Source organism: Blautia sp. aa_0143 (assembly GCF_004167315.1).
In the GTDB taxonomy this organism is placed as follows: domain Bacteria; phylum Bacillota; class Clostridia; order Lachnospirales; family Lachnospiraceae; genus Blautia_A; species Blautia_A fusiformis.
On the sequence record NZ_RCXU01000027.1, the window covers coordinates 13,903 to 27,403 of the forward strand.

At 41.3% G+C, this 13,501-nt stretch carries 14 protein-coding genes; 13 read left to right on the top strand and 1 reads right to left on the bottom strand.

Going from position 1 to position 13,501, the window contains the following annotated elements; translation table 11 throughout:
- Positions 1–7 precede the first annotated feature (7 nt).
- From EAI83_RS13395 to EAI83_RS13455, 12 genes are all read left to right on the top strand, one after another.
- Positions 8–715 carry a LysM peptidoglycan-binding domain-containing protein gene (locus EAI83_RS13395; RefSeq protein ID WP_129975713.1) on the top strand — a complete coding sequence of 236 codons (708 nt, stop codon included), beginning with the start codon at positions 8–10 and terminating at the stop codon, positions 713–715.
- On the top strand, positions 712–2,610 hold the full coding sequence (locus EAI83_RS13400; RefSeq protein WP_129975715.1) for a CHAP domain-containing protein: 1,899 nt from the start codon (positions 712–714) through the stop codon (positions 2,608–2,610). The genes EAI83_RS13395 and EAI83_RS13400 overlap by 4 nt, the downstream gene beginning before the upstream one ends.
- Positions 2,607–2,873 carry a hypothetical protein gene (locus EAI83_RS13405; protein WP_129975717.1) on the top strand — a complete coding sequence of 89 codons (267 nt, stop codon included), beginning with the start codon at positions 2,607–2,609 and terminating at the stop codon, positions 2,871–2,873. The genes EAI83_RS13400 and EAI83_RS13405 overlap by 4 nt, the downstream gene beginning before the upstream one ends.
- On the top strand, positions 2,870–3,274 hold the full coding sequence (locus EAI83_RS13410; RefSeq protein WP_129975719.1) for a DUF2634 domain-containing protein: 405 nt from the start codon (positions 2,870–2,872) through the stop codon (positions 3,272–3,274). Before EAI83_RS13405 ends, EAI83_RS13410 begins: the two co-directional genes overlap by 4 nt.
- Complete coding sequence (locus EAI83_RS13415) at positions 3,267–4,337, top strand: baseplate J/gp47 family protein (RefSeq protein ID WP_129975721.1); 1,071 nt, start codon at positions 3,267–3,269, stop codon at positions 4,335–4,337. Before EAI83_RS13410 ends, EAI83_RS13415 begins: the two co-directional genes overlap by 8 nt.
- Positions 4,322–4,855: a putative phage tail protein gene (locus tag EAI83_RS13420; protein ID WP_129975723.1), complete on the top strand. Its 534-nt coding sequence runs from the start codon at positions 4,322–4,324 to the stop codon at positions 4,853–4,855. The genes EAI83_RS13415 and EAI83_RS13420 overlap by 16 nt, the downstream gene beginning before the upstream one ends.
- Positions 4,852–6,975: a hypothetical protein gene (locus EAI83_RS13425; RefSeq protein WP_129975725.1), complete on the top strand. Its 2,124-nt coding sequence runs from the start codon at positions 4,852–4,854 to the stop codon at positions 6,973–6,975. The genes EAI83_RS13420 and EAI83_RS13425 overlap by 4 nt, the downstream gene beginning before the upstream one ends.
- Positions 6,976–7,070: 95 nt before the next feature.
- A complete protein-coding gene (locus tag EAI83_RS13430; protein ID WP_129975727.1) occupies positions 7,071–7,466 on the top strand; it encodes a hypothetical protein in 396 nt (131 codons plus the stop codon).
- Positions 7,467–7,507: 41 nt separating this feature from the next.
- On the top strand, positions 7,508–7,741 hold the full coding sequence (locus EAI83_RS13435) for a hypothetical protein (RefSeq protein ID WP_129975729.1): 234 nt from the start codon (positions 7,508–7,510) through the stop codon (positions 7,739–7,741).
- A 154-nt stretch (positions 7,742–7,895) separates the two neighbouring features.
- A complete protein-coding gene (locus EAI83_RS13440) occupies positions 7,896–8,369 on the top strand; it encodes a phage holin family protein (protein WP_129975731.1) in 474 nt (157 codons plus the stop codon).
- Positions 8,370–8,404: 35 nt separating this feature from the next.
- Positions 8,405–9,826, top strand: coding sequence for an N-acetylmuramoyl-L-alanine amidase (locus tag EAI83_RS18035; RefSeq protein WP_161206380.1), 1,422 nt, complete (start codon positions 8,405–8,407; stop codon positions 9,824–9,826).
- A gap of 333 nt (positions 9,827–10,159) precedes the next feature.
- A complete protein-coding gene (locus EAI83_RS13455; protein ID WP_059086307.1) occupies positions 10,160–10,453 on the top strand; it encodes a phage holin family protein in 294 nt (97 codons plus the stop codon).
- Positions 10,454–10,642: 189 nt separating this feature from the next.
- On the opposite strand, the gene EAI83_RS13460 is transcribed toward EAI83_RS13455, so the two are convergent.
- Positions 10,643–11,926, bottom strand: coding sequence for an O-acetylhomoserine aminocarboxypropyltransferase/cysteine synthase family protein (locus EAI83_RS13460; protein ID WP_118752456.1), 1,284 nt, complete (start codon positions 11,924–11,926; stop codon positions 10,643–10,645).
- 519 nt (positions 11,927–12,445) lie between these two features.
- On the opposite strand from EAI83_RS13460, the gene EAI83_RS13465 reads away from it, so the two are divergent.
- A complete protein-coding gene (locus tag EAI83_RS13465) occupies positions 12,446–13,450 on the top strand; it encodes a Gfo/Idh/MocA family protein (RefSeq protein ID WP_021651115.1) in 1,005 nt (334 codons plus the stop codon).
- Positions 13,451–13,501: the final 51 nt, after the last annotated feature.

Below are 13,501 nucleotides of genomic sequence, written 5' to 3' on the forward strand. Positions count from 1 at the left end.
GGCGTAAATGATTAGTAAGATGGAAATATGGCTGAAATGCGGAAAAGATTCCATACAGCTTCCGATACTGCCAGCATCCTATAACGTTACAAGGGATGCCGGACATGAAACCGTGAACGTCCAGAACCTTGGAGATGTCACAATCCTTGGAAAAAGAGGACTCAGTTCCATAGAACTGGAGTCCTTTTTTCCAAATAAGGATTATTCCTTTGCAGCATATAAGAAAAAGCAGAGTCCATGGGAATATGTGAAGAAAATACTTTCCTGGCAGGAAAAAACACTCCGTCTGGTTGTTACCAAAACCAAGATCAATATGCAGGTGGTGATCAGCTCCTTCTCATACGGGGAGGAAGATGGAACTGGAGATATCAAATATAAGCTGTCTTTGATGGAATACCGGGCACCTAAGTACACAAAACCAAAAAAGAAAAAGACATCAAAGACTGCAGCTTCCACAACGAAAAAGAATATAAAGCAGGGAACGAAACGGGAAACGTCCAAAACGAAAGCAAAGGTGCATATTGTTTCCGGAAACGATACCTTGTGGAGTATTTCCAAGAAATATTACGGAACTGGATCATATGCGAACAAGATCTACGAAGCAAACAAGACCATTATCGAGCGGACTGCAGTAAAACATGGATTCCGCAGCAGTGCCAATAAGGGTGTGAACGGATGGTGGATCTTTGATGGAGAAAGGCTTGTGATACCATGAGATTAAAGTGGAAAGAGAATGATATAACAAAATATGTCACAAGCGTTACCTGGTCCGGAAGTGCACGTCAGGCAGCCCGGACCGTTGCGTTTTCTGTAGCATACAGTCCGAATGATAAAAGTGTAGAGACACTGGATATCAAGCTGGGAGATAAGATCGTATTTTATCCGGATAGCAATCAGAAAGTGCATTTTTTCGGGGCAGTTACGGAAAGAAACAGGAGTTCAGATGCCGGAGAGCTGCAGTATACGGCAAAGGATCATATGATCCATCTGCTAAGATCCAACGGGACATACCGGTTCCGGAACAAAACGCCGGAAAAGATTACGGAAATGGTATGTAAGGATATCGGTATAAACGTCAGAAACCTTGCAAAGACTGGACTGGTGTTAAATAAGATGTTTTTCCAGGAAAGGCCATATTATGAAATTATTATGGCTGCATACACAAAAGTGTACAGGAAGAATAAAAAGCCGTACATTGCCCAGATGAATGGGGATACCCTGGAAGTGATCGAAAAGGGGAAGACGATCCCGGGATTTCACATTAAGCAGGGTGAACGGATCCTTGAATCGTCTTACAGCGAGAATATGGATGATATGGTAAACCGGGTGTATGTATATAATTCTTCAAATAAGAAGATCGGGATCCTTACCAACACACGCTGGGCGAACATGTATGGAATATTCCAGAGCGCGATCACTGTGGATTCCGGTAATGGCAAGCAGGAAGCAATGAACGAGCTGAAAGGAATCAGTAAAAATGCAAGCCTGACATCAACAGGGGATTACCGGTGTGTTTCCGGTCTTGGGGTGATCATAGAAGATTCCAGGACAGGACTGAAAGGGAGATTTTGGATTGAGAGTGATTCCCATGAATGGAAAAATGGATCCTATACGATGAAGCTTGATCTGGAATTTAAGAATATCATGGACACGCAGGAAGAGGATGAAGAACAGACATCCTCAAGCTTGTCTGATTTATCAGAGAGTTCTGCTTTGGAAGATGTTCTGAACCAGGCAAGATCCTGGATCGGGATTGGGGAAAATCCGCCTGGAAGCAATCATAACGAGATTACGGTTTTGTATGGAATGGATGCTGCCTGGTGCTGCATGTTTATCTGGGCCTGTTTCAATAAGAGTGGACATGCAGATCTGTTCATGGGAGGAGCAAAAGAAGCTTATTGTTTTAATGTCCGGGATTACTACCAGGCTCGCGGAAAATGGGGCAGTACCCCGAAAAAAGGAGCTTTAGTAATTTATGGTGGTCAGGGACATATTGGAATTGTTGAAAGTGTCAATAGTGCTGGTGGATACACAAGCATTGAAGGCAACTATGGCGATGATGTGAAAAGAAGAGATTCCCATCAGAATGTCCTTGGATTCTGTTACATAGATTATCCGGTTACAAAATCGGCCGAAGGAAGCGATGAGGTGATAAGCGGAACAACCGTAGCGGTTCCGGGATCTGTAGCACAGACAGGGATCATAAAAGACTACACAAACTATTCCTATTTCTTTGGAAGATGGAACAGTGGCAGCACCCAGAAGATAATAGCAGATCTGTGGGAAAATAATGGAAAGCAAGGGAAGAATGGTATTGCAACCATCAATGGCTATTACCTGATAGCTCTCCGTCCGGTGTTTGGTTCCGCAGGTGATGTTGTAAGCGTGGTTCTGGAAGACGGAGCACGCTTCAATGCGATCATAGCAGATGAAAAAGGTGATGATGCCGGAAACCAATGGGGCCATGTGTATTCCGGTGCTGTGTCGATCGTGGAGTTTGAAAGCCTGGGAAATTCCGAGACAAATAATGGAGCGCAGCTTAATATCGGGCAATGGGCCGGAAAGAAAGTGACGGCGATCATTAACGGAGGGAGGTACAGCGGGCTATGACTCCTTATGAAGAGTTAATTGAGCAGATGAGAAAGGCGGGACGTTTTTACAACCCTCAGGTGCCGGAATTTGGCATAATGGGCCATGACGGGAGAGTAAAAATAGGATCGGGAATAATAAATAAAAGTGACTATTCAGTAAGCAGCAACCTGGCTGTTGAAGACGGAATCAATCATCTGGAAGAAGGTGATAAAGTCTTATTGATGAAGATGAATGATACTGAGGAATTTGTACTGATTGCAAAGGTGGTGGACCCGGTATGATGTTTCCGTTTGCAGATACGGAATCCGATGATATTACAGAAGAGGAATACGTTCCGAAAGAATATGGAATTGATTTCAAAACAGGACAGTTGTCCGGGAAGATCGTGGAGGGCGTAGATGCTCTCATGGTATGGTGCTGGATCGCATTACATACGCCAAGGTACAGATATTATATATATTCAGATGAATATGGACAGGAGTTTGAGGACCTGATCGGAAAACAGTATTCTGAAGGATATACGAATTCAGAGCTGGAAAGAATGACGGAGGAGTGTTTATGTGTAAATCCATATATAGAAGGGATCACAGATTTTGAATGTGTGAAAAAGGATGAAAAGATCATGCTGTCATTCAAACTTATAACAACACTGGGAGAACAGGAGGCGGAGATCTATGTTTGAGGATATGACATTTGAAAATATCATGGAAGCCATGATGAAGGAGATGCCGGACGATATCGATACATCAGAGGGAAGTCTTCTGTATAATGCCTGTGCAAAACAGGCGGTCCAGCTGGAAGAGACATATATGTTTATGGCCGGGATAGAAAAGAACATGTTTGCAGATACGGCGGATCTGGAACACCTTATCCGGATTGGAAATGACATCGGATGTTTCATAAATGAAGCTACCTATGCAGAATTTGAAGCACAGTTCAATTGTGCAGTTCCGGCCGGCAGCAGGTGGAATTGCGATGAGTACAACTATACAGTGTTCAATGTGATTGATGAAAACAAGCATATATACAGGCTCGGATGTGATACATCTGGAAGCGGCCCGAATACCCTTTTATCTGATCTGGACCCGATAACTTTTGTGGAAGGGTTTGAGTGGGGAAAGATACTGAAATGCAGGCTGCAGGGAAAAGACCAGGAGGATACCGAACTGTATCGGTCAAGAGTGCTGAACAGCTACAATTATCGAGGTTTTGCCGGAAACAGGGAGTATTACAAAGGTAGGATCAATGAAATGCCTGGTGTAAAGGCCTGTAAGTTGGAAAGAGTTTCAAAACCAGATGATCAGATCAAGGTAATGATTGCAGGAGATTCTTTCCGGACTCCTGATGAGGACGTTGTGAAAGAAGTGCAGAATACCGTTGATCCGGTGGTGACAAGCGGAGAAGGCGATGGAATTGCTCCAATCGGACACAGGGTAAAAGTGGTTGGTGCAGAGGAAGAGACCGTAAATATCAATACAGAAATTACATTTGAATCCGGATACGCCTATGAAGACATTAAGGAATATATCAATCAGGCCGTTGAAGAGTATTTCCTTGAAGTAAGGGAAAAATGGGAGAAGAATGATAATCTGGTTGTAAGGATTCTGCAGGTTGAGAGAGCAATCGTGGATGTGACAGGGGTAGAGGATGTTGCAGGAACAACCCTGAACGGAGCAGCCAAAAACTATACAGTTGGGAAAAACAAGCTTCCTGTGAAGGGGGAACTGACATGCACGTCAAAGTAAACTATCCGGATGCCGTGATGCAGATCAGGGAAATCAAGTGTTCTGTTAAAGCTGGGGATATTATTGGAGAAAAACTGGAGAATCATATCCAGGAACTGGATGATAATATCACGGTAAAAGAATCCAGGAAAAGTGGAATTGAAAGAAGAGAGCGGATATTAAATATCCAGCCTTCAAGCAGCAGTGATTTGGAAACACGAAAAATTGCCGTGATTGCAAGATGGTGTATCTCGACTATGTATACGGAAAGGATTCTTCAGAAAAGACTGCAGAGTATGCTTGGGGATGGATACAACCTGGAAGTGAACATACAGCAGAAAACAGTATCCGTTACGTTGCAGTTGAAACACTATAAAAACAGAAAAGTAATATGGGAAATGCTGGAAGGAATCGTACCGCTGGACCAGATTATAGACGTTATCATTATTTATAATACATACCGTGCATACAAGCCCTTTACCTATAAAGAACTTAAGGTAAAAACATACGATCAGCTTCGAACGGAGGTAATACAGTGAAGAAAACAAAGAATTACGCAATGCCTTATCCGGAACAGGATGATTATTTCAATGTTGAAGATTTTCAGGATATGATGGTTTCCGTTGACAATCTCATGAAGAAATTATCAGATTCAGGAGCTCAGATAAGTAGCGATGCTGAACATTTATATAATCAGACAAAAGCCCAGATGGACAATATCCAGAAAAGAATGAATGCTTTTACGGCATTAAGAGATGGTTCAACAACCGGAGATGCAGAGCTGAAGGATATACGTGTTGCCTATGATGGAAAAGAATATGGAAACGCCGGAGAAGCGGTAAGGGAACAGGCTTCGGATATACATAAAGCTCTCTTTGGTGCCGGTGCTTCCATCTGGTCAAAGGCGAAATCAGAATCCACGAAATATGTTGCGGAAACCAAAGGAATTTGTATTTTAAATGAACGCTTTACGGCAGCAGGCGTGGTTGCCAAAATAAGCAGAGGTACTTTTGCACAGAATGAAAGTACATTAAATTTGGACAGAGAATGTTCGGCTTATATTGTAGAATTTGAAAAAAATCCAGGAACCGTATACATGCCCAGTGCTGAGACCATAAAAATAGTAAGCACAACGAAAATAATATTTGAAGCAAACGGCAACGCACGCTGCTGGATCCCCGTAGAAAAAGGCCAATACCTTGCCGTAGACAGCACCGCCACTGCATACACAAGCGAAAGCAACCATGTGCCCTACATGCTCTACGATCAGGCGAACAAAACCCTGGAATTCCGGGGCTTTGGCTCTGCCGGAAGCATAGAACCCGTAGCTCCATATTCCCTCGCCCTGGAATATAAACTCGAATATGATATGGACGACACAGGCCTGGTGAAGCAGATTGATGCAAATAGAGAGGCTGCTGCTTCGCTAAAGGAAGATTTAGAGGGTATCGCAAAAAAACATGTTAACCTATTGGAAAATTTACAATTTTATCCAGGAGAATTTTATACTTATGAAAGTCATAATGTATCAGAAAATTCTGATTTTGGTAGATTTGAGTTATTTAATATTAACGCTAATGAAAATTATTATTTTATAGATATTTTTTCTAGTTTCTCTTGTGTTAAATATGATGATGGTAGTTATTCAAGAATTGAAAATACAACTACAGGTTTCGTGAGTGGAATTTTTAAACCAACGCAAAATGGTGTAGTTGCTATTACAGGCGTACGTAGCTCAAGTTCTAAGAATACGTTATTCACGTCAAGTAAAGAAATGTATGAAAATAAGATTTATGAATCTTATTTATCATTTAGCGAAAAAGCAAGTGATGAAGTAAGAAAAATTATGGATTATTTACCAAAAACATACTATGTTGAAAAAGACGAAAGTGGTGATTTTGTAAAGTTATCTGATGCGATTGTTACTGCTACAAAGTATATGGATTCTGTTGTATATCTAGGTGATGGAACATGGGATTTGATTGAAGAGTTTGGCTCTGATTTCTTTAATAATGCAACAGGTGGGGGCGCACCACGGTCGCCGGTTAGGGGCTTATTATTAAAAAATAGAATCCATATTATAGATAGCAGTAAATCAAAAATTATTTGCAATTATACAGGGGATAATGCTGTTATAAAGAAATGGTTTTCTGTATTTAATTCAGATATATACGGATTCACACTTGAAAATATAACAATTGAAGCAAGCAATATTAGATACATTATACATGATGAAAGAGATTCAGATACTGATTCATATATTAATAGATATATTAATTGTCATTTCAAATTTGATAATAGTGACAATGATACACCTGGTAGGACAGCGCAATGTATCGGTGGAGGATTAGGTATTGATGGATATATTGATATAAATGGTGGTGTGTTCGAATCTATTGATACTACAAAGACAGGCCACATATGTGTCGTTTCATATCATAATTCTGCTGGTGCTAATGCTAAAAACCACATAAGTATTAAAAACACATATCTTAAAGCATTGGGATATTTCAGAATTAATTCATACGGAGAGAGTACCGAAATTACGGAGTGTGAAATCACAAACTGTTCTATGGGAAGAAGTGTTCTGATTGGACATGAAACTGGAGGTAGTAACATGAATATAAATGTTACTCAGTGGAACAACGAAATCAGATAACTTAACTAAAGGGGGCGATAGTTAATTAGTAACGATTGAATAGTGATTAAAAATCTGTTATAATTTTTGTAATATTTATGAAGAGAGATGTACTAATGAATAATGATGAAATACAAAAAATCATATATGCTGTTTCAAAAGAACTTGAGATCAATTATGACAAGAATAAAACCGAACATTATGGATTATCAGATAGAGCATTGGTTCCTTTTGCTACAATTAAAAGCACAAGTAGAGTAGTTAGAAGTGAAGGAACAGATGAAGATAACGATATAGTGATATGCTATAATGAAAATGGTTGGTTTATATATGATATTACAGTTCAAGTTGGTGCCGGAGTGCAGAAGGTAATAGAAGAAAATATTACTCCAATATCCCCAAAAGATGTTTTCGAAAAATATAAGGAATTAAATTTATTCGAAAAAATGAATTTCATAAATACAGCCTATGAAATTTTAAACTTTTCCTCGAGCAAAATGTATTTATTTTGAGTAAAATGATAGATTATTCAGTGATATGAAAGGAGTATATAATGAGTAAAGAAGCAGAGTTAATTCTAAAGGCGTTTATTAATGAGGCACATGGTGAAATTGTTGATTTTATGGAGGTTACACCAAAATTACTGAATATGTCAGAAAATGTGTTTTATGCAGCATTGAAAGAGCTTGAAGATACCGGGTGTGTAAAAAATATTTTGTGGGGAAATGATGGAGAATGTTTGTATGATGACATTAAAATAGAAACAGATAATTTTAAAATGAAATAAATTTATATTCAAAAATGTCAATTACCGTTTGGGTGATTGACATTTTTTAGAAAGACAGGTGAAACATAAGAATTAAAGCAGAGCCGGGAGGCTCTTATTTTTATACTAAATTTTAAGAATTGTGTCGGCGCAACACCGGAGAAAGGAAAAAACAATGAAAGAAAATTACATTAAAGCATTATTTACAGCAATCTTTGCACTGATCAGCTCCATTTTGGGAGTTTTGACAGTGCCAGTTCTCCTGATGGTGGCCTGCAACGTCCTTGACTATGCCACCGGCCTTATGGCATCCACATACAGATCTGAGGACATCAACTCATATAAAAGCATCCGTGGAATTATGAAAAAGGTGTGTATGTGGCTTTTGGTAATCGTGGGAGCAATCATTGACCAGCTTCTTTTATATGCGTCCCAGACTGCAGGTATCACATTACCATTTACATTCCTGGTAGCCTGTATTGTAGCAATCTGGATTATCTGCAACGAGATCATCAGCATTCTGGAGAATATCAAAGATATGGGAGTAACAATCCCGGCATTCCTGATTCCACTTGTAACACATGTAAAATCTCAGGTGGAAGATAAAGTAAATATCGATACAGAAAAAGAGGATTCAGAGGGCGAGTGATCGTCCTCTTTTCTTATCAGTAAAGGAGAAACAATATGCTAAAAATCATGGGTAAATCCCAGGCAAGCATTGAACAGATGAGAACCTATATTAAGGAGGTTAATCCGCAGGTACCGGATTCCGTAGTAAAGATGATTCCTTTATACATTGCCGAAGGAACAGTCGAAGGAGTTCGCGGTGATATTGCTTTTGCCCAGTCCTGCTTGGAAACCGGAGACTTTACCTTTTTTAATTCTGCGGTGACATTCAATCAGAACAATTTTTGTGGCCTGGGTGTAACCAAAACGGGCATGAAAGGCAACAGTTTCAAGACACCAGCGGAAGGAATTCGGGCACAGATCCAGCATCTGCAGGCTTATGCCTCTACAGACAAACTGCAGAATCGTTGTGTAGATCCGCGTTACACATACGTCAACAGAGGTTGTGCGGAATATGTCGAGCATCTCGGCACGCATGAAAACCCGAAGAGCCAGGGCTGGGCATCCGGACAGAACTACGGCCAGAAGATCATTAACATTCTGAACAGCATATTATCAATTAAGACAGAGAAGGAGAATGATATTATGAATATCAATACAAGTTTTATCAGCAATAACAACAGCTATGCAGGTCAGACACCGGTGTATATTGTTATTCACAACACAGATAACTATGCAAAGGGAGCAAATGCAAAAGCACACGCAAAGGCCCAGCATGATGGAAATTTTAAAGGCTATTCCGCGCATGTATTCGTTGATGATACAGAAGCATACCAGGCACTTCCGTATGATCGTGGCGCGTGGCATGTAGGAGTTAATTATGGCGGCCGTTTGTTCGGGACAGTCAACAACAGAAATGCGGTAGGAATCGAGATGTGCGTCCAGGAGGGCTACAATTACGAGAAAGCATTCCAGAATACAGTCCAGGTATGCAAACAGATCATGAAACAGCTGGGAATCCCGTCAGACAGAGTTGTACAGCATTATGATGTATGCGCCAAGAACTGCCCGTCAGCAATCCGGGCCAAGGGTGACTGGAATCGTTTCAAGCAGCTGATCGGAGCCAAGACCACCACGGCAACAGTAGATAAATACTACCGCACAAGAAAATCCTGGGCTGACAGTAAGAGCCAGATCGGAGCATATAAGAGTCTTGAAAATGCAAAGAAAGAATGGAAAGAAGGCTACACCATCTACGACTGGAACGGAAAAGCGGTGTATCCGGTGGAAAAGACAAGTGCAATAACACTGACAAAAGAAATTAAAGTTCAGCTTCCGGTTATTAAAAAAGGCAGTTCCGGAGCAGCAGTATCTTCCCTGCAGGCCGTGCTTGGTGTTGAAGTAGACGGTTCTTTCGGAAACGATACAGAAACATCTTTGAAAGTATTCCAGAAAAACGTTGCTATTACTGCAGATGGCTCATGCGGAACAGACACCTGGACAAAGGTGTTTGAGCACATGAAGGCCAACACAAAATAAGTATAAGAACAGGTAAGAATGAAACGATAGCTAACAAATAGCTAACATCATGCGGAAAAAGCATGAAAATAAAGGAACAGCTGTTTCCGTACAGGAAGCTGCTGACGCTGGCAAATTCTGATTTCAGATAACGAAAAATAGTGAGAAAGGCTGTAAACCTTAGGGTTTATGGCCTTTTTCTTTTTGCTCTGCAATAGAAAAAAATATTCTCAAAAAGTGCGAAAAAACAGCAATAGCGAACACGTAGCTAACATTTTTGGGGAATTTATGAAATATTTTTTGGAGAAATTCATAAAATAAATCAAAGCGGCAGGGGAGATACTGAGAATATTTATGGAAGCGCTTGTGGATTATATTAAACCAGAATTGCTGATCACAGCGATCGCTTTGTATTTTATGGGGATCGCACTGAAGGAGGCTCAGGCTGTGAAGGACAAATATATTCCGCTGATACTGGGGTGTGCAGGGATCCTTATATGCGGAATTTATGTTTTTGCTACCTGTTCCTGTAAAAATGCACAGGATATTGCAATGGCAGTATTTACATCCACGACACAGGGAGTCCTGGTGGCGGGGCTTTCTACATATGTGAACCAGCTGATCAAACAGCTGGAAAAAGATGAATAATGGATTTTGTAAGGTAGTTTCAGATACTTGCAGCAGCTGCAGGAATTTATGTGCCAGAAGAAAGCCGTTCAGAACAGGATGCAGGTAATTGGCGGAAATGCCATAATTGAGAGTAGGAGAAAATATATCATAAAAAGGAAGGATACATCATGCATGAGCAGATGTATCCTTCCTTTTTGAATTGGTTATTTATGCATTTTTCAGTGCCTGATCCAGATCTTTGATAATATCATCTACATTTTCGATACCAATGGAAAGACGGATCATTCCGGGAGAAACTCCTGCTTCAACCAGCTGCTCGTCGTTCATCTGACGGTGGGTATGGCTGGCTGGGTGAAGGACCATAGTGATGGAAGCAGCAACATGAGTTGCGATGGTGGCAAGCTTCAGACTGTCCATAAAACGGACTGCTGCATCACGGCCACCGGTCAGTTCAAAGGAGATAACGCCGCAGGTACGGCCATCCTTCATATATTTCTGAGCCAGTGCGTGATATTTATCCTCCGGAAGTCCTGCATAATTTACATGAGAAACCTTTTCGTGTGCGTTTAGGTATTCTGCGATCTTCTGGGCATTGGAGCAATGGCGTTCAACACGCAGTGGAAGCGTTTCCAGGCCGAGGTTCAGAAGGAAGCAGTTCATCGGAGACGGAATAGAGCCCAGATCACGCATCAGCTGGGAAGTAGCCTTAGTGATGTAAGCTTTTTTTCCGAACTGCTTTGTATAGACAACACCGTGATAGGATTCATCCGGCTCTGTCAGGCCGTGATATTTATGGCCATAGGCATCCCAGTCGAAGTTACCGCTGTCGACAATGGCGCCACCTACCTGAACGGCATGCCCGTCCATATATTTGGTGGTGGAGTGGGTAACGATATCTGCACCCCACTCGAAGGGACGGCAGTTTACCGGTGTGGCAAAGGTATTATCCACAATAAGAGGCACGCCGTTCTGGTGTGCAACGTGTGCAAATTTCTCGATGTCCAAGACGACCAGAGCTGGATTGGCGATGGTTTCTGCAAAGAGAACCTTTGTGTTCGGTTTAAATGCGGCAGCAATCTCTTCTTCTGTTGCATCGGTATCAACAAAGGTGCAGTCAATGCCAAGCTTCTTGAAGGTGACGGCAAGAAGGTTGAAGGTTCCTCCGTAAATGGTAGAAGCGGCAACAACGTGATCGCCTGCCTCACAGATATTAAATACTGCGTAGAAGTTGGCTGCCTGTCCGGAAGAAGTCAGGATCGCAGCAACACCGCCTTCCAGATCTGCAATCTTTGCAGCTACGGCATCGTTGGTCGGGTTCTGGAGACGGGTGTAAAAATATCCGTCTGCCTTCAGATCAAATAACTGGCCCATTTCGTCAGTGGTGTCATATTTGTAAGTAGTGCTCTGATAGACAGGAAGTGCACAGGGCTCGCCCTTGGATGGGGTATAGCCGGAGTGGATACATTTAGTTTCTAAATTATAGTCGCTCATAGGGATAAGTCCTTTCTGCTGTGTTTTTCGTATGAATTTAACCGAATCAGGGAAGCCTGCCTGCGTTTCAGGGATTTCTGAGAGAATCTTTGATCCTTGCAGTTCGGCTAAATAAAGTATGAAAAATGCATTTGTGTATTTTAAATAAAGCTACATATAAGTATAACTCTTTATGTGTTGAAATACAACAATATTCTACATAAACTCCACTGTGGTATAAGGGAAATGAAATGTTGCGTTCTGGTGCACATAATAAAATGCTACATGATCAACGTTCGTAATAAGCATAGTAAGTCATTTTATATATGCGGAAATTTGAGCGAAGGTCGGAAAAATACTGTAAAACAAACAAAATATGTGAATAAAGTAACAAATAGTGAAAATCGCATAAAAACAAAATGGATATTTTGTACAAAAAAGATATTACGTTCACGTGCACAAGATGATAATATAACATCATCAAAAAGAACACAAAAACAGAAAACAATAAACAATAAAAAATGAACGGAGGAATTTAAAATGTTAAGAGTAGGAGTTATCGGATGCGGCGGAATGGGAAGAGATCATATCAGAAGACTGACAGAGAAGATCCAGGGAGCAGAAGTAGTAGCTGTTTCCGATGTATTTGAGGAAAGTGCCAAGAAAGCAGCCGAGATCTGCGGAGCAAAAGTCTATGCAGACAGTAAGGAGCTCATCAATGCAGAGAACGTAGATGCAGTATTTATCGTATCTCCGGGCTTCGCACATGTAGATTCTCTTCTTCAGGCGATCGAGGCCGGCAAGAGGATTTTCTGTGAGAAACCATTATGTACAACTGCTGAGGACTGCCTGAAAGTAGTAAAGGCAGAGGAGGCAGCCGGCAAACATCTCATCCAGCTTGGATTTATGAGACGCTATGACAAGGGATATCAGCAGATCAAGGAAGCACTTGCAACCGGAGAATACGGCGAGCCGCTGATCCTTCACTGTACACACAGAAATCCAGAGGTAGGTACCAATTACAATACACCAATGGCTGTGCACGATACCGCAATCCATGAGATCGATGTCCTTCACTGGCTTGTAGATGATGAGTATGAATCAGCACAGGTAGTAATGCCAAGAGTGACGAAATATTCCCACTCTGAGCTGAAGGATCCGCAGATCATGATGCTCCGTACTAAAAAAGGTGTATGCATTGATGTAGAAGTATTTGTAAACTGCAAGTTTGGATATGACATCAACTGTGAAGTTGTATGTGAGGACGGTGCACTGAAAATGGCACAGCCGGCTTATCCGTCTATCCGCAAGAATGCGGCAGTGTCCACTGCTATTGACACAGACTGCTTCGTAAGATTTAAAGACGCTTATGATAAAGAGGTTCAGGACTGGGTTGATAACGCAGAGGCAGGAGTGATCACAGGACCGAATGCATGGGATGGATACCTGGCAGCGATCACAGCAGATGCTCTTGTAAAAGCGCAGGAAACCGGACAGATCGAGAAAATCGTTTCAGCAGTTGAGAAGCCGGAATTTTATAAATAAATATATTTTACGAGCTCTACCTCATCAAGTGTGAGTTATCATACCAACTTA